20 protein-coding genes are annotated in these 16,234 nt (G+C 70.0%); 12 read left to right on the top strand and 8 right to left on the bottom strand.

From position 1 onward, the window contains the following. Positions 1–78: 78 nt before the first annotated feature. From NE358_RS04740 to NE358_RS04730, 3 genes are all read left to right on the top strand, one after another. The gene (locus tag NE358_RS04740; RefSeq protein ID WP_074694165.1) at positions 79–834 is read left to right on the top strand and encodes a PspA/IM30 family protein; all 756 of its coding nucleotides are present in this window, start codon (positions 79–81) and stop codon (positions 832–834) included. Between the two features lie 70 nt (positions 835–904). Continuing rightward, positions 905–1,717, top strand: coding sequence for an arginase family protein (locus NE358_RS04735; protein ID WP_103210841.1), 813 nt, complete (start codon positions 905–907; stop codon positions 1,715–1,717). Then, a complete protein-coding gene (locus tag NE358_RS04730; RefSeq protein ID WP_289941944.1) occupies positions 1,714–2,169 on the top strand; it encodes a Fe-S oxidoreductase in 456 nt (151 codons plus the stop codon). Before NE358_RS04735 ends, NE358_RS04730 begins: the two co-directional genes overlap by 4 nt. A gap of 146 nt (positions 2,170–2,315) precedes the next feature. On the opposite strand, the gene NE358_RS04725 is transcribed toward NE358_RS04730, so the two are convergent. From NE358_RS04725 to NE358_RS04715, 3 genes are read right to left on the bottom strand one after another with little or no spacing between them, the layout of a single operon-like run. Beyond that, the gene (locus NE358_RS04725; protein WP_103210170.1) at positions 2,316–2,780 is read right to left on the bottom strand and encodes an SIP domain-containing protein; all 465 of its coding nucleotides are present in this window, start codon (positions 2,778–2,780) and stop codon (positions 2,316–2,318) included. A 33-nt stretch (positions 2,781–2,813) separates the two neighbouring features. Next, on the bottom strand, positions 2,814–3,581 hold the full coding sequence (locus NE358_RS04720) for a tyrosine-protein phosphatase (RefSeq protein ID WP_141375483.1): 768 nt from the start codon (positions 3,579–3,581) through the stop codon (positions 2,814–2,816). After that, positions 3,578–4,123, bottom strand: coding sequence for a carboxymuconolactone decarboxylase family protein (locus tag NE358_RS04715; RefSeq protein WP_289941943.1), 546 nt, complete (start codon positions 4,121–4,123; stop codon positions 3,578–3,580). The genes NE358_RS04720 and NE358_RS04715 overlap by 4 nt, the downstream gene beginning before the upstream one ends. 104 nt (positions 4,124–4,227) lie before the next feature. Here NE358_RS04715 and NE358_RS04710 point away from each other — a divergent pair, with 104 nt between their 5' ends. From NE358_RS04710 to NE358_RS04675, 8 genes are all read left to right on the top strand, one after another. Continuing rightward, positions 4,228–5,145, top strand: coding sequence for an alpha/beta fold hydrolase (locus NE358_RS04710; RefSeq protein WP_289941942.1), 918 nt, complete (start codon positions 4,228–4,230; stop codon positions 5,143–5,145). A gap of 142 nt (positions 5,146–5,287) precedes the next feature. Beyond that, positions 5,288–6,799: an ABC transporter substrate-binding protein gene (locus NE358_RS04705; protein WP_289941941.1), complete on the top strand. Its 1,512-nt coding sequence runs from the start codon at positions 5,288–5,290 to the stop codon at positions 6,797–6,799. Further along, positions 6,796–7,746, top strand: a complete 951-nt coding sequence (locus NE358_RS04700; RefSeq protein WP_289941940.1) for an ABC transporter permease — start codon at positions 6,796–6,798, stop codon at positions 7,744–7,746. Before NE358_RS04705 ends, NE358_RS04700 begins: the two co-directional genes overlap by 4 nt. Beyond that, positions 7,743–8,612, top strand: a complete 870-nt coding sequence (locus NE358_RS04695; RefSeq protein ID WP_103210160.1) for an ABC transporter permease — start codon at positions 7,743–7,745, stop codon at positions 8,610–8,612. The genes NE358_RS04700 and NE358_RS04695 overlap by 4 nt, the downstream gene beginning before the upstream one ends. Beyond that, positions 8,609–9,433 (top strand): ATP-binding cassette domain-containing protein, encoded by an 825-nt coding sequence (locus tag NE358_RS04690; RefSeq protein WP_289941938.1) that lies wholly within the window; start codon positions 8,609–8,611, stop codon positions 9,431–9,433. Before NE358_RS04695 ends, NE358_RS04690 begins: the two co-directional genes overlap by 4 nt. Continuing rightward, positions 9,430–10,221, top strand: a complete 792-nt coding sequence (locus NE358_RS04685) for an ABC transporter ATP-binding protein (protein WP_174799625.1) — start codon at positions 9,430–9,432, stop codon at positions 10,219–10,221. The genes NE358_RS04690 and NE358_RS04685 overlap by 4 nt, the downstream gene beginning before the upstream one ends. Before the next feature lie 125 nt (positions 10,222–10,346). Continuing rightward, positions 10,347–11,405, top strand: coding sequence for a M4 family metallopeptidase (locus NE358_RS04680; RefSeq protein WP_289941933.1), 1,059 nt, complete (start codon positions 10,347–10,349; stop codon positions 11,403–11,405). Then, complete coding sequence (locus NE358_RS04675; protein ID WP_289941930.1) at positions 11,392–11,712, top strand: protealysin inhibitor emfourin; 321 nt, start codon at positions 11,392–11,394, stop codon at positions 11,710–11,712. The genes NE358_RS04680 and NE358_RS04675 overlap by 14 nt, the downstream gene beginning before the upstream one ends. 102 nt (positions 11,713–11,814) lie before the next feature. On the opposite strand, the gene NE358_RS04670 is transcribed toward NE358_RS04675, so the two are convergent. The 4 genes from NE358_RS04670 to NE358_RS04655 all read right to left on the bottom strand — a co-directional run bounded on the left by NE358_RS04670 (position 11,815) and on the right by NE358_RS04655 (position 14,280). Then, the gene (locus tag NE358_RS04670; protein WP_289941926.1) at positions 11,815–12,426 is read right to left on the bottom strand and encodes a GNAT family N-acetyltransferase; all 612 of its coding nucleotides are present in this window, start codon (positions 12,424–12,426) and stop codon (positions 11,815–11,817) included. A 93-nt stretch (positions 12,427–12,519) separates the two neighbouring features. Next, on the bottom strand, positions 12,520–13,197 hold the full coding sequence (locus NE358_RS04665) for a uracil-DNA glycosylase (RefSeq protein ID WP_103210839.1): 678 nt from the start codon (positions 13,195–13,197) through the stop codon (positions 12,520–12,522). A gap of 5 nt (positions 13,198–13,202) precedes the next feature. After that, positions 13,203–13,688 carry a phosphoribosyltransferase gene (locus NE358_RS04660; protein WP_103210150.1) on the bottom strand — a complete coding sequence of 162 codons (486 nt, stop codon included), beginning with the start codon at positions 13,686–13,688 and terminating at the stop codon, positions 13,203–13,205. A 58-nt stretch (positions 13,689–13,746) separates the two neighbouring features. Next, positions 13,747–14,280, bottom strand: coding sequence for a hypothetical protein (locus tag NE358_RS04655; RefSeq protein WP_103210148.1), 534 nt, complete (start codon positions 14,278–14,280; stop codon positions 13,747–13,749). Between the two features lie 273 nt (positions 14,281–14,553). Between NE358_RS04655 and NE358_RS04650 the strand changes: the two genes are divergently transcribed. Continuing rightward, positions 14,554–15,639 (top strand): AAA family ATPase, encoded by a 1,086-nt coding sequence (locus tag NE358_RS04650; RefSeq protein WP_289941922.1) that lies wholly within the window; start codon positions 14,554–14,556, stop codon positions 15,637–15,639. Here the strand turns inward: NE358_RS04650 and NE358_RS04645 are convergent. Then, positions 15,621–15,947, bottom strand: a complete 327-nt coding sequence (locus NE358_RS04645) for an HU family DNA-binding protein (RefSeq protein WP_218026311.1) — start codon at positions 15,945–15,947, stop codon at positions 15,621–15,623. The two genes, NE358_RS04650 and NE358_RS04645, sit on opposite strands and share 19 nt — an antisense overlap. Positions 15,948–16,234: the final 287 nt, after the last annotated feature.

Here is a 16,234-nt window from a genome sequence, read left to right as displayed (position 1 = left end):
CTCGCCGTGCCATCACAGACAATTCGTAGAATCCGCCACCAGACTCGACACCGTCGCCCTCAGGAAGGAACACCCCGCATGGCCAAGCAGTCCATCTTCGGTCGCATCCAGACCCTCGTCCGCGCGAACGTCAACGCGCTCCTCGACCAGGCCGAGGACCCGCAGAAGATGCTCGACCAGCTCGTCCGCGACTACTCGAACTCGATCGCCGATGCCGAGTCGGCCATCGCCGAGACGATCGGAAACCTCCGTCTGCTCGAGCGCGACCACCAGGAAGACGTCCAGGCGGCGGCCGAGTGGGGCAACAAGGCCCTCGCCGCCAGCCGCAAGGGCGACGAACTGCGCGCCGGCGGCAACCTGAGCGAAGCCGACAAGTTCGACAACCTCGCCAAGATCGCCCTCCAGCGTCAGATCACCGCCGAGGGAGAAGCCAAGGCCGCCGCTCCCACCATCGCCGCGCAGACCGAGGTCGTCGACAAGCTCAAAGACGGCCTGAACGGCATGAAGACCAAGCTGGAGCAGCTCAAGGCCAAGCGCAACGAGCTCACCGCTCGCGCCAAGGTCGCCGAGGCGCAGAACAAGGTGCACGACGCCGTCAAGTCGATCGACGTGCTCGACCCGACGAGCGAGCTCGGCCGCTTCGAAGACAAGATCCGCCGCCAGGAGGCCCTCGCCGCCGGCAAGCAGGAGCTCGCCGCCTCGAGCATCGATGCGCAGTTCAACGCCCTCGAAGACGTTGGAGAGCTCACCGAGGTCGAGGCCCGTCTCGCGGCCCTCAAGGTCGGCGGTCCGCAGCGCGCCGCGATCGACGCACCCAGCCCCGACCAGGTCTGACCCACGACCGCGAGTGCACCGCCCGATCGCTCGGGCGGTGCACTCGTATCTCTCGGTGAGGGGAACCGCCATGACCCGATTCATCGTCGCCCCGCAGTGGCAGGGCTCGTCCTCCGCTCGGGCGATGCAGCTCGTCGACGGCGCTGAAGCCATCGCCGGCGATCTGCCGCGTGCGTCGACGACCCTCCTCGACCCCCCGGCCGAAGCCGGCGACGCCCAGGGCACCCGCGTGCAGCGCCACAGCGCGCTCGTGCGCATGCGTGAACGCATCGAAGAAGCCGTGCGCGCGTCCGACGAGCCCGCCATCGTCGTGGGCGGCGACTGCGGAGTCGCGCTGGGAGCCGTCTCGGCGATCGCGGGAGACGACCTCGCCGTCGTGTGGATCGACGCGCACCCCGACCTGAACACCCCGGGGTCCTCCCCCAGCGGCGCCTTCGCGGGGATGGCGCTGAGGGCGATCGCCGGCGAGGGCGAGGCCCTCCTCCGTCTCGAACCCGGGATCGCGCCGTCGCGTCTCGTGCTCGTGGCGACGCGTGCCTGGGACCCCGAGGAAGAGGCGTTCGTCGTCGCTCACGGGATCACCGTGATCCGCGCCGACGAGCTCGCCTCCCCCGATACGCTCGCCGACGCCGTCGCCGCCACCGGAGCAACGCGCGCCCACGTGCACGTCGATCTCGATGCGCTCGACCCCGCCGACATCGGCGGCATCGCCCAGGCCGTGCCCTTCGGTGCGCGCACGACGGAGGTCGTGGCATCCATTCGCCGTCTGCGCGAGCGTCTCCCGCTCGCGGGAGCGACACTGACCGACTTCGCCCCCTCGAGCCCGGCCGCAGCCGTCGACGACCTCGGGACGATCCTGCGCGTGATCGGAGCCCTCGCATGAGCCCTCTTCCCCCGCCTCCGGCGGGCTGGCGTGAGCGTGCCGACAGGGCGGTGGCGCGGGGCCGGCGCGTCGACCGATTCCTGCCCGGCGTGCTGCTCGACTCTCCGATCAGCCGCGTCGGTTACTGGTACGGCTGCACCGTGGGGTGGGTGTGGGGGGCACTGTGGAGCACGGGACGCATCGAGAAGCGTCGGGGCCTCTGGGTGTTCCGCGGGCTGCCATCGTGGGCGTTCCCCCGCGGAGGCGTGTGCGTGGGCGGTTGCTTCCTCACCGGTGACGACCGGCCGACCGACATCGTGCTCGGGCACGAGGCGATCCACCAGCGGCAGTGGCGCCGGTACGGCTTCCTCATGCCGCTGCTCTACGCCCTGGCCGGACGCGATCCGCTGCGCAACCGGTTCGAAATCGAGGCGGGCCTGGTCGAGGGCAACTACCTGCGTCGAGGGGCCTGACTCTCCGCGGCAGCTCGCGGCACCGGTCGGAAAGCCAGCGGGCGGATCGAACCCTCGGCGATACGCGCGATCTCAGCAGAGCGGGCGGATGCCGACCGACAACGCGCCGCGCACAGCCTGCGTCCGCGCCGAGGAGCCGTGGCGCCTCAGCGCGCGGTGGCCAGCCCGAAGCGCTCGGGCGTGTGGATCGCCTGCGCGTCGACGCCGTGACGTGCGACGAGTTCGTCGACGATCTCGGCCGTGCCGAGGTAGCCGCCGAGCAGGATGACGCGCGTCGCGTCGTCGTCGCAGCACAGCATCTCACCGGCCCAGCCCGAGACGGCACGCGAAAGGGCTTCGCCGGGCGCGCAGCCGCGGCCGGTTCCGGGGGCTCCGCCGCGACGCGAGCGGTCGAGCCACGTGAGGGTCATACGGGCGGGAGCGGCAATCGACCCGATCCACGACGCGTCGGGAACCTCGACGAACACGCGGCCGGTCGAGCAGATCGGCAGCGTCGCGAGCAGGGCTTCGAGCTCGGCGAGCGAGGTCTCGTCAGCCGTCACGAGGTGCTGCACACGCGTGTGCCGCGACGCGCGGCACGCGGCGGCGTTGTGCTCCGTGGGGATCGACATGATGCCTCCACTATACCCTCGACATAGGTATGCCTAACCTGAGTTCCGGCTCCGTATCTCGACGTCGAAAGACGCCGCCGGGCGGCCCGGTCCGTCGATCAGCACCTGGCGCAACCGCTCGATCTCGGCCTCGGTCATCCCGTTCGCGAGAAGGTACCCCGCAGAAGAGCCGAAGTCCCGATCCACCCGATGCAGCAGCGCGCGCATGACCGGAGCGGGCGAGCGGGTCGCGAGGGCTTCGGCATGGACGTTATCGGGATGCACGGCGCGGATCGCCGCCAGCACCCGCGCGTTTCGCTCGGCGGGCAGGAACTCCTCGGTGCGGGCGTAGTCGGCGATCACCGCCTCGCGGTCGACCCCGGCCGCGGCGAGCGCGATCGCGACGGTGACCCCGGTGCGATCCTTTCCCACGGTGCAGTGCACGAGCACGGGCTGGGCCGCCAGGATGCCGCGGACCGCCGACACCACCCGGTCGGCGGAGTCCGTGATCAGGGCGGCGTACATGTCGTCGAGGCTCAAGTCGCGCGCGAAGAACGAGGCGACCGAACCGAGGAAGAGCGGTTCGTGCTGGATCTCGACGCCGTCGTCGAGACGGCTGGGCGCATGGGCGACCTCCGACTCGTCGCGCAGATCGATCACGCGCCGGATGCCGAGATCCCGGAGGTCCTGCACGCCCGCGTCGTCCACCGCGACGAGGTTGCCGGAGCGGTAGAGCACGCCCGAGCGCGTGCGATGCTCTCCCGCGGGGAGACCGCCGACGTCGCGGAAATTCACCGCCCCCGAGACGAGCGAGCCGGTCACGCGGTGCCGTCCGCGTGCACGTGGGGTCCCCCCGGAACGGCCGACGCCGCGGCATCCGGAATCGGGGTCTCGGGGGAGGAAGCGCGCGGCGGCACGGGGTATCGACCGGCGATCGCGACGCGATTGAAGGCGTTGATGGCCACGAGCACCCAGCTGAGCGCGACGTACTCGGCCTCGCTCAGGATGCCGCCCGCTTGGTCGTAGACCTCGTCGGGGATGCCGTCCTCGTGGATGAAGGTGAACGACTCCGTCAGCTCGAGGGCGGCTCTTTCGCGCTCATCGAAGACGCCCGACTCCCGCCACGTCGCGATCTGGGCGATCACATCGGCGTCGAGCCCGGCCTTCACCGCGCCATCCACGTGCACGCGCACGCAGTAGGCGCACCCGTTCAGCTGGGACGCATGGATCTGCACGATCTCGCGCAGCCGCGCATCGATGCCGGCCTCCGCGGCGAGGCGCCCGACGGTGGTCGAGAACGCACGCAGCGCGGCGTACGCCTCGGGAGCCGACTTCGACAGGTGCACGCGCCGTTCTTCGCCCATGGCGACAGCCTACGGCGGCCCCGCCGGGGGTCGGCGGGGAGAATCGGCGACGCCCCGTGGCGCGGCGATGGCGACATCGGCGTCGACAGTGACAGGCTGATCGAATGCCCGAGCGCGACGAGTTCTCGTTCCTCCCCGCCCAGGCGGCCGATCTCGGCCGCGAACTCCCTCCCGTCGAACGGGTGCGGCTCACCCTGGCCGACGGCCGCACGCTCAGCGGTCTGCGCTGGGGGGCCGCTCCCCCGGCGCTCACTCTGCTGCACGGCGCCGGTCTGAACGCCCACACCTGGGACACGACGTTGCTGCACCTGGGGGTGCCCGCTCTGGCTCTCGACCTCCCCGGCCACGGCGATTCGTCGTGGCGCGACGACGCGGCATACGTGGCGCGCGTCCTCGCCCCCGACGTCATCACGGCCCTCGAGCAGTGGACGACGGGTCCGCAGGTGCTCGTGGGTCACTCGCTGGGCGGTCTCACGGCGGCCGCGGTCGCGGCATCCCGTCCCGATCTCGTCGCTCGCCTCGCGATCGTCGACATCACGCCGGGGGTCGACCCGAGCGCGGGTCCCGCGCAGATCCGCGCGTTCTTCGCCGGCCCCACGGACTGGTCGTCACGGGAAGAACTGGTGGAACGCGCCCTCTCGTTCGGCCTGGGCGGTTCGCCCGAGGCCGCGGCGCGCGGGGTCTTCCTCAACTCCCGGGTACGCCCCGACGGCCGGGTGGAGTGGAAGCATCACTTCGCGCACCTCGCCGCGGCCGCCGCGAACGCCGGGGCCGACCCCACGACCCCGGATGCCGTGAAGGCGGTGCTGTCGGCGACCGGATGGGACGACCTGGGCGGGGTCACCGCCCCCGTCACGCTCGTGCGCGGCGAGCGCGGTTTCGTCACGAAGACGGATGCCGAGGAGCTCGCGCGGCGTGTGCCCGGGGCCGACGTCCGGGTTCTGTCCACCGGGCACAACGCGCAGGAGGAAGATCCCGAGAGCCTCGCGCGTCTGATCCGCCCCCTCCTGACCACCCCCTGACCCGCCGACCCGAACCGTCATCCCGCGTCGCGCACCGTCACAGACGGCGTCGAGGGAATACGGGTGAAAGTAGGCTGTTGCCACCCCTGCTCGGCATCCACAGCACCCCGATGCCTCGGCCTGCGAAAGGACACACCCCGCAATGCTGCGCCGCACCGCTCTCGCCACGAGCATGCTCCTGATCGGAGCGCTCCTGCTCACCTCGTGCACCGGCTCGAACACGACGCCGAACCCCACCGGAGAAGCCGACCCGAACGCCACCCTCACGGTGCGTCTGTCGCTGGAGCCGTCGAACCTCGACATCCGCCGCACCAGCGGCGCCTCGCTCGAGCAGGCTCTCATCGACAACGTCTACCAGGGCCTGGTCACCCGCAACGGCGACGACTCCAACGCGATCGCCCCGGCACTCGCCACGGCGTGGACGGTGTCTCCCGACGGACTCACCTACACCTTCACCCTCCGCCAGGGCGTGACCTTCCACGACGGCAGCGCGCTCACGGCCGACGATGTCGTCACCTCGCTGCAGACGGCCAAGGACGACCCCACCATCCAGAACAGCTCCGACCTGGCGAACGTGTCCTCGATCGCCTCCCCCGACGCCTCGACGGTGGTCGTGACGCTCGCCAAGCCCAACATCGACTTCCTCTTCGCCATGACGGGCCGCGCGGGTCTCATCTTCAAGAGCGGCGACACGACGAACTTCCAGACCGCCGCGAACGGCACCGGCCCCTTCCGCGTCGAGAGCCGCAACGCCGGGCAGAGCCTGACCCTCTCGCGGTACGACGGGTACTGGGGCGACAAGGCCGGCGTCGCCGAGGTCGTGCTCGACTACATCCCCGACCAGAGCGCCGCGACCAACGCCGCCGTCGCCGGCGACGTCGACGTGGCGCTCGAGATCGACCCCGAGCTGCGCGGGCAGATCGAGGGCACGAACGCCTTCACCATCGAGTCCGGCCTGACCACCGACAAGGGCACGTTGGCCTTCAACAACCAGCGCGCTCCGCTGAACGACCAGCGCGTGCGCGAGGCACTGCGCCTCTCGATCGATCACAAGGCCCTCATCGAGACGCTCGGCTCGGGCCAGGAGCTCTACGGCCCCATCGCCCCGCTCGATCCGGGATACGAAGACCTGTCGGGCAGCATCTCGTACAACCCCGACCGCGCCCGTGAGCTGCTCGCCCAGGCCGGGGCCGAGAACCTCACCCTCACGCTGACGATCCCCAACGTCTATCCGACCACCATTCCGACCTTCCTGGTCTCGTCGTTCGCCGACGTCGGGGTCACGCTGAAGGTGAAGTCGGTCGACTTCAGCACCTGGCTGCAGGACGTCTACAAGAACCACGACTACGACCTCAGCTTCGTCCGCCACGTCGAAGCACGTGACTTCGGCAACTGGGCGAACCCCTCGTACTACTTCGGCTACGACAACGCCGAGGTCCAGAGCCTCTACGGCCAGGCGCTGGCGACCACCGACCAGCAGCAGTCCTCCGACCTGCTCGCCGAGGCCGCCCGCATCGTGAGCGACGAGGATGCCGCCGACTGGCTGTTCCTGTCGACCCCGCTCACCGCCGTCGGCACGAACGTGGCGAACTTCCCGAAGAACTCGCTCAACGTGCGCCTGCCCCTGTCGGGCGTGACGGTCGCGGCGGAGTGATCCGCTACACGCTGACACGGCTGGGCCTGCTCGTGCTGGGCCTGGCCGTGGCCAGCGTGCTGATCTTCGTCTCGCTCCGGGTGCTCCCCGGCGACGTCGCGCAGCTCATCGCCGGCACGGAGGCGACCCCGCAGCAGGTCGCGGCGCTACGAGAGGGCCTCGGGCTCGATGCACCGCTGTGGACGCAGTACCTCGACTGGATCGGCGGGCTCGTTCGCGGTGATCTCGGCACCTCGCTCATCACCGGCTCCTCTGTGGCCTCGGAGCTGGCGGACAAGGCCCGCGTCACCGTGCCGCTCGCGGCGATGTCGCTCACGGTCGCTCTGATCGTCGGCATCCCGTTCGGTGTCCTCTCCGCTCTCGGGCGCCGACGAGCCGGCGGCACGGCGCTGAGCGTCGGGGCGCAGGCCCTGGCAGCGGTGCCCACGGTGTGGGCGGGCATGATGCTCGTCGTCGTGTTCGCGGTGTGGCTGGGGTGGCTACCGCCCCAGGGCTTCCCCCGAGCCGGGTGGAACGATCCCGCGGCAGCGTTCCGAGCCCTCATCCTCCCCGCCCTCACCATCGGCGTGGTCGAGGGGGCGATGCTGCTGCGGTTCGTGCGCAGCGCGACCCTGCAGGCACTCGGCCAGGACTACGTGCGCACAGCAGCGGCCAAGGGCCTCACGCGCACCCGCGCCCTGCTGAGCCACGGCCTGCCCAACGTCGGGCTGTCGGTCATCACGGTGCTGGGTCTGCAGATCGCCGGGATCATCGTGGGGGCCGTGGTCATCGAACAGCTCTTCACCCTCCCCGGGGTCGGCCGGATGCTCGTCACCGACGTCGCCGCGCGCGACCTGCCGAAGGTGCAGGGCGAACTGCTGGCGCTCACGGGATTCGTGCTGCTCGTCGGCTTCTTGGTCGACCTCGCCCACCGCCTCATCGACCCCCGCCAAAGGGAGGCCTCATGACCACCCTCCGGCGCCTCTGGAGTCTCGGCACCGGGCGATTCGGCATCCTGATCGTCGCCCTCGTGCTCGTCACGGCCGTCGTCTCTCTTTTCTGGACCCCCTTCGACCCGGCCGCGGTCGACGCTCGCGCGCGCTGGAGCGACCCCTCGTGGCCGCACGTGCTCGGCACCGACAACAGCGGTCGCGACATCGCGAGCCTGCTCATGGCCGGAGCGCGAACCACCGTCGTCGTCGCCGTCGGCGCGGGAGCGGTGGCCTCGCTGCTCGGCATCGTCCTCGCCGCCCTCGGTTCGCTCACCGCGCGCTGGATCCGCGAGAGCGTCGCGGTCCTCGTGGACATCCTCATCGCGTTCCCGGTCCTCATCATCGCCATGATGATCTCGGCCGTGTGGGGCGGCTCCCTCGCGGTGGTGATCTGGTCGGTGGGAATCGGGTTCGGGGTGAACATCGCGCGCGTGACACGGCCCGAGCTGCGGCGCGTGCTGCACAGCGACTTCGTGCTCGCGGGGCGGGCGAGCGGACTGTCGACCGGGCAGAACCTCACCCGGCACCTCCTCCCCAACGTCGCGCCGGTGTTCATCGTGCAGCTGTCGTGGGGCATGGCCGTGGCCGTGCTCGCCGAGGCGGGGCTGTCGTACCTGGGCTTCGGCGCTCCCGTGACCCAGCCCTCGTGGGGTGTTCTGCTGAGCGATCTGCAGGCGTACATCTCCGTGCATCCGCTCACGGTGGTGTGGCCGGGCCTGGCGATCACGCTGACGGTGCTGGGGTTGAATCTGCTGGGCGACGCGCTGCGCGAGGCGGCCGACCCCACCCTCGGCGAGCGCACCCCCGCGGCGCGCACGCACGTGCCGGGGGTGGTCGCGTGAGCCTGGTCGTGAAGAACCTGCGGATCGAGATCGGCGACCGCGCCGTCGTCGACGACGTCTCGTTCTCGGTCCCCGGGGGCGCCCGCGTGGGACTCATCGGCGAATCGGGGTCGGGCAAGTCGCTGACCGCCCTTGCCATCCTGGGGCTCTTGCCCGACGGAGCGCACGCCTCGGGCAGCATCCTCTGGGACGGCCGCGAGATCCTCGGGCTCCCCGACCGCGAGCTCGCCCGCCTGCGCGGCGACGACATCGGCATGGTCTTCCAGGAGCCGCGGACGGCCCTCAACCCCATCCGCACGGTGGGGCGGCAGATCGGGGAGTCCGTGCGCATCCACGAGGGCGTCTCGCGCCGCGAAGCGCTGCGCCGCGCCGTGGCCGAGGCCGAGCGCGTCGCGCTCCCCGACCCCGAGCGCATCGTCTCGCGCTACCCGCACCAGCTCTCCGGCGGCCAGCGCCAGCGCGTCGCGATCGCGATGGCCCTCGCCTGCCGCCCGCGCCTGCTCATCGCCGACGAGCCGACCACGGCGCTCGACGTCACGATCCAGGCGGGGATCCTCTCGCTGCTGAGATCTCTCGTCCACGACGTCGGGATGTCCCTCGTCTTCATCACGCACGACCTCGCGGTGCTCGCGCAGGTCGCGACCCACGCCGTCGTGCTCGAACACGGCCGAGTGGTCGAAGAGGGCCCTGTCACCGACCTGCTGCGGGCGCCGTCCTCGCCCGTCACGCAGGCGTTGCTGCGGGATGCGACCGCCACGCTGTGGCATCCCGAGCTCCCCGCTCGCGGGGTCGCGACCGACGACGCCCAGGAGACCCCGTGACCGAGACGCTGTTGCGCGCGCGAGGTCTCTCGCGCACCTACCCGACGCCGCGGACGCGGGGCGTGGGCCGCGCCGAGCGGACAGTGGGTCTCGCCGACGTCGACCTCTCGGTGCTCGCGGGCAGCGCAGTGGGGATCATCGGCGAATCGGGGTCGGGCAAGTCCACCCTCGTGCGCCTGCTGCTGGGACTCGACGTGCCGAGCGCGGGGACGGTCGAGGTCGACGGACGCCCCGTCGATGCGCGGGGTTCGGCGCGGTCGCTGCACTGGCTGCGCCGGGCGACCGGCATCGTCTTCCAAGACCCGTACGCCTCGCTCGACCCGCGTATGAATGTCGACCGCATCGTGGGCGAACCGCTGTGGGCGCTCGGGATCGAGGGCGATCGCCGTGCGCGCGTGCGCGACGTGCTCGAACAGGTCGGTCTCGACGCCGATATGGCCACGCGGTTCCCGCACGAGTTCTCGGGCGGCCAGCGGCAGCGGATCGCCCTGGCGCGAGCGATCGTCCACCGCCCCCGCATCCTCGTCGGCGACGAACCGCTGTCGGCCCTCGACGTGACCGTGCGCGCGCAGATCCTGCACCTCCTCGCACGCCTGCGGGTCGAAGAAGACCTCACCCTCGTGCTCGTCTCGCACGACATCGGCGTGGTGCAGAACGTCTGCGACCAGGTCGTCGTGATGAAGGACGGCCGAATCGTCGAGCAGGGGCCCACCGAGAAGGTGCTGCTGCAGCCGCAGGCGGCGTACACGCGGCAGCTGCTGGCATCCATCCCGACTCTTCCCGCCTGAGGCGCGTGCGACCGCGCGGCCGCGCGTCCCGGGGACGGATGCCGGCGCTCCGGCGTCGTGAGGACGTCGCGGCCGCGTCGAACAAGGGATGCCGCGATGTCGGTGGTCGGCGCTAGCCTCGGCGCATGAACCCCGGCATCGTTCCCCCGTTCCTGCTCGACCGACTGGCCGCCACCGACGACCCCCGCCTCGCCCGGGCCGCCGCCGCCGCGCGCAAGACCCTCGCCGCTCCCCGTCCGCCGCGCGCCACCCGCACGCGGCTGCGCCTGTCGATCGACGGCGACACGCTGGTCGCCGAGACCGCCCCGGCCCCCGACCGCATCATCTCCGACGCCGCGAACACCGAGAACCTGCCGGGCCGGCGTGTCCGCAGCGAGGACGACGCGCCGAGCGGCGACGCCGCCGTCGACGAGGCCTACGACGGACTCGGCGAGACCTACGACTTCTTCTGGGACGCCTTCGCGCGTGACGGCATCGACGGGGCGGGCGGGTCGCTTCTCGCAACCGTCCATTACGGCGACGATTACGACAACGCGTTCTGGAACGGCGAGCGCATGGTGTTCGGCGACGGCGACGGCGACGTCTTCGTCGGGTTCACCCGCTCGCTGAGCGTCATCGCGCACGAGCTGGGGCACGGAGTGACCGAGGCCGCCGGTGGCCTCGAGTACCAGGGGCCGTCCGGCGCGCTCAACGAGTCGCTGTCCGACGTGTTCGGGGCCCTCGCCGAGCAGCACCACCTCGGCCAGAGCGCCGATGACGCGTCCTGGCTCATCGGCGCCGGAATCTTCGCCGCGGACGTGCAGGGAGAAGCGCTGCGCTCGATGAAAGCGCCCGGCACGGCCTACGACGACGACGTGCTCGGCAAAGACCCGCAGCCCGGGCACATGCGCGACTACGTCGAGACCGACGACGATAACGGCGGCGTGCACATCAACTCCGGCATCCCCAACCGCGCGTTCTACCTGGCCGCGACCGCCCTCGGCGGCTTCGCCTGGGAGCGCGCCGGGCTCATCTGGTATCGCACGATCACCTCGGGCACCCTCTCGACCACGGCCGACTTCTCGACCTTCGCGACCGCGACCCTGCGCGCCGCGACCAGCGAGTACGGTGAGGAGTCGGAGGAGGTCGCCGCCGTCCGCGCCGCATGGGCCGGGGTCGGCGTCGAGGAGGATGCCCGAGCCTGACGACGAAGAACGCTGGAGCGTGCTGGTCGTGCGCTCGGGCGGCCTCGCGGGGCTCTCGAAGCAGTGGCGGGCCGAACCCGATCGCGACCGGCTCCCCCGGTGGCAGCAGCTCGTCGAGAGTTGTCCCTGGGATGCCGCTCCCCCCGCGTCCGCGGGCGCCGACCGCTATCAGTGGCGCATCGAGGTGCACCGGGGCGACACCGCCGTCCACCAGGCGCGTCTGGGCGATCAGCAGGTCGAGGGGCCGTGGCGCACGCTGGTCGACGAGGTGCGGCGGGCCGCCCCGGCGCCGTCGCGCGGGCGCTGACGGAGAGGAGCGGTGCGCCTCCGAGGACCGCGCCGCGTGCCCCGATGCACACCTCCAGCCTCCGGTTGCCGAGCCTGCGGGGATCCGCATCGCACGTGCGGCTCAGCCGAACAGCCTCCGCCGTTTCTTGGTGGACGGGATGCTCTTCTGCAGATACACGACCCCGAGCCACCGTCCGAATTTGAACCCGACCCGGCCCATGCGGCCCACCTCGGTGAAGCCGAGCTTCTCGTGCAGGGCGATCGAGGCATCGGCGCCCTTGTCGCTGATGGCGGCGACCATCTCTCGGATGCCGAGTTCTTGGCAGGCCGCGATCAGCGCCTCGAGCAGCGCGCGCCCGAGGCCCTTGCCCGCCGCCGCCTGACCGAGGTAGATCGAATTCTCGACGGTGTACCGATAGGCCGACTTCGACTGCCAGGGCTGCACCAGCGCGTAACCGAGAATCTGTCCACTGGGCGACTCGGCCACGAGAAACGGCAGGCCGAGCTTGTGAAGGGTGGCGAACTTGTCACGCCACTTGGCGATCGACCAGGCCTTCTCGTCGAAGGTCACCACCGAGTTGCGGACGTAATAGTTGTAGATCTCGCGGATATCGGGGATGTCCGCCTCGGACGCCGGCCGGATCTCGAACGCGAAGGGCTGCTCCGGCTTCGGCGCCGGGCGCAGGTGGGCGGGCAGGCGCCGACGACTCTTCTCGTACTCCTCTTCCAGCACCCCGCCACTCTACGGGCGTCACGGTTTCGCACGTGTGACGACGCGGATGCCCATGGGCGGTCGCCGCACAGCGGCATCCGTCGTGCGAGGGTCTCAGTCGGGAATGCGCCAGTCCACGGGCGGGGCCCCCTGTTGCTCGAGCAGCGCGTTCACACGCGAGAACGGACGGGAACCGAAGAATCCGCGGCTGGCCGACAGGGGCGAGGGGTGCGGCGAGGCCACGACCGCCGTCTCGCCGAGCAGGGGGGCGAGGCCCTGAGCGTCCTTCCCCCAGAGCACGGCCACCAGCGGAGCCCGTCGGTCGACGAGACAGCGGATGGCGTGCTCCGTCACGCGCTCCCAGCCCCATCCGCGGTGGGATGCCGGGGCCCCCGGCGCCACGGTGAGCACCCTGTTGAGCAGCATGACGCCCTGAGCAGCCCACGCCGAGAGATCTCCGTGCGGCGAGGGCGCGATGTCGAGGTCTTCGGAGAGTTCGCGGTAGATGTTCGACAGGCTGCGGGGCAACGGACGCACGTGGGGGTCGACGGCGAACGACAAGCCGATCGGGTGGCCGGGGGTCGGGTACGGATCCTGTCCGACGATGAGCACGCGCACCTCGTCGAGCGGGGTGCGGAATGCCCGCAGCACGAGGTCGCCGGCGGGGAGGTACGGCGTGCCCTCGGCCCTCAGACGCTCCCCTACCGCGGCAATGTCGGCGGCCACCGGCCCGAGGGCCTCGACCCACGATCGGTCGATCAGACCCGCGTCCGCGAGCTCGGGGAGCGTCATCGCGCTCACGCGGCGTCTTCCTCCTGCACCGAGCCGAGGTGCGACCAGGGGAACTCGATCCACAGCGACGTGTCTCGCCACGAGTAGTCGGGAGCGATGATCGTCGTGGGCTTGGTGTAGATGACCGCGGAGCGCACGTCCGCGCCCTGTCGGTTCAGGAGTCTCACGGCGAGATCCAGGGTGCGGCCGCTGTCGGCGACGTCGTCGACGAGGAGCACCCGTCGTCCCGAGAGGTAGGAGAGGTCGAGCGCCGGAGGAAGCACCTCGGGGGCGTCGAGAACGGTGCCCACGCCCGTGTAGAACTCCACGTTCAGGGCCCCGCAGTTCTTCGCCCCGAGCCCGTACGCGATGGCCCCTCCCGGGAGCAGCCCGCCCCGGGCGATTGCCACGACCACCTCGGGGTGGAACCCATCGGCCACGATCGCCCGCGAGATGTCGCGTGTGGCGGCTCCGAAGTCGTCCCAACTCAGGCGTTCGCGTTCGTCCGTCACGGCGGATTCCTCTCCTCGATTGCTCTCACCCTAAGGGCGCGCGGCGGCGGCGGGCGTTCTAGGAGCGCGCGCCCACCGGGAGGATCATCGAGGTCGTCCCCGGGATGTCGACGAACCCGATCGCCGCCCAGTGCGCGCGGTCGGCCCAGAACCCGGTGGCGCCGTCGTTCCCCGTGCGTCGTGCGGTGAGCAACGCGATGGTGTCGCCGTCGAACACCCGCGCGATGCTGCGTACGAGCTCGTGGCTCAGCGACGGCCCCTGCCGGGCATCCTCGACGTGGATCGAGGCGATGACGCAGAGGTTGTCGGTGAACAACGAGGATTCGTCGAGCAAGGAGATGAGCTCGCGGTCGACGAATGCCGAGCTGATCGACGTGAGGTCCGCCTCGGCATCCTGGAGCTGTTCGGCCCAACGCGGATTCGCGTAGTGCACGCGGTACACGGTCGCCTCGGCCGCGCCGGTCTCGCCGCCGAAGCGGGTGACTCCACCGCTATGGATCGTCGCGCGCCAGACCTCGGGCTCGACGTCGTCGTCGACGGTGCGAAGCGTGAGCTGGAACGCGGTCGCACGCTGGTCGGAATCTTCGGACATGTGGCCCCCACGGCCTGTTGGAGTGTCGGGAGGCACTCGGCTTTTTCCCTGACCATAGCGAAATGCCGTCTCGCAGTTCTCATCTTCTTCGCTAGGAATGCGACGTGGTATGGGGTAGGCAACGACCGAAAAGGCCCGGAAATGCAGGGCTGTGTGACATTCTTGCGTCAAAATTCGGGCAATCCTCACACAAAGATGAGAAGACGCTAATGTAAATCTCAGACAGGGACAGGCCCCTCGACACGCCCTTTTCCCCCACAGGAGCCCGACACAGTGAGCAGTACCTACATCGAAACCGGCGGACAGGTTCGGGTCTACGACTCCGCCGTCCAGGCTCACGACTCGCTTCCCCTCGGCACGTATCGGGTGCGCTACAGCATCAAGGAGGGCTTCAGCCTCCAACGCACCGAGAACCTCGGCGTCGGGTCGGAAAAGGTCTACGGCCGCCGCGAGGCCAAGGTCGACAAGATCTTCCGCACGTACGCGCGCTTCGAACGCAACCTGGGCGTGATGCTCTCGGGCAACAAAGGGCAGGGAAAGTCCATGTTCCTGCGCATGCTGGCCGCGCGCGCGATCGAGAGCGGCATTCCGGTCGTGCTCGTCAGCGAGGACGCCGAGGGCATCGTCGACTTCCTCGACACCCTCGACGAATGTCTCGTCATCTTCGACGAGTTCGAGAAGACCTTCTCATCGGGCCGCGGTCCGCTCGACGGCCCCAACCGCCAGAACCAGTTCCTGACCCTGTTCGACGGGACGTCCTCGGTCAAGCGGATCTACTGCCTTACGGTCAACGACGTGCAGGACGTCAGCCACTACATCGTCAACCGACCGGGTCGGTTCCACTACCACATGCGATTCGACTACCCGAGCCCCGACGATGTGCGAGAGTACCTCCTCGACCAGGCACCGCACGCCGCCGCGTCCGAGATCGAGAACGCCGCGCTGTTCTCACGTCGTGTCAACCTCACCTACGACCACCTGCGCGCGATCTCGTTCGAGATGAACCACCCCGACGCCACATTCGCCGACATCGTCGAGGACCTCAACATCAAGGCGGTCGAGCCGAGCACCTACCGGGTCGAAGCGACGTACCCCGACGGTTCCGTCCTCGCGGACGAATCGGTCCTGAACCTCCACGAGCGCAGCGACGCGAGCCGCACCATCGAGTTGCGCAGCACCCACCGTGTGCTGTTCTTCTCGTTCATTCCCCGGGACGTCGTCTTCGAAGACGATGGCACCCTCTCGGTCCCCGTGCAGAAGATCGAGGCGTTGGACGAAGACGAAGAGGTCCCGGAAGAACTCCCGGCCCGCATCAGCCTCACCCTCATCGGACAGGCCAGCTATTCGTTCGAGCGCTGACGCCGTGCCTCGCCCAGGTCGCGGGGCTGTGTCACCTTCTTGTTGACCTCACGAGTCGCCGAGAATTTCAGCACGCTGTAGTCGTCGACGCGACCCCGGCTCTCGGGATTGTCGCGAATGTTCAGCACGACATTGTGACCCTTGTGCGACTGCGCGTAGAACTTCCCGAACCCCGTCAACGTGACGCGGTTGCCGGCGTTCACGAGGTCGAGAATCTCCCCGAAGATCGCCTCGTATGCCACCTGCGTGACCTTCGGAGACAATCCGGCGCGCTGGGATACGCGCTGGATGAACTCTCTCTTGCTCACCTTGGGCTCATCGGTTCCTCTGACGGGCATTGCTCACCACCCCTTCTCTTGTGCTCGGTTACGAACGTATGCGTCGTCGTCGCCACAGGAAGAGGGGTTGCCTCGCCGGTCGCGATGCGCACGTCGTCGGCCGTGTCCTTCGGGTGGACCGAACCGGGATGGACGGACGGGTGCGGTGAAGCCTCGGCCGTCGGACGGGCGCCGCCACCGCGTTTCGGGTCGCGGGGGCGAATCGTCGTTTCTGCTCGTATTCGCGACGATCCTACTCGCTGTCTCGGCGCGCGATC

The organism is Sphingomonas sp. G5, from assembly GCF_052660795.1.
The sequence above is the reverse complement of the archived record's forward strand: the minus strand, read 5'-3'. Positions and strand labels throughout refer to the sequence as shown.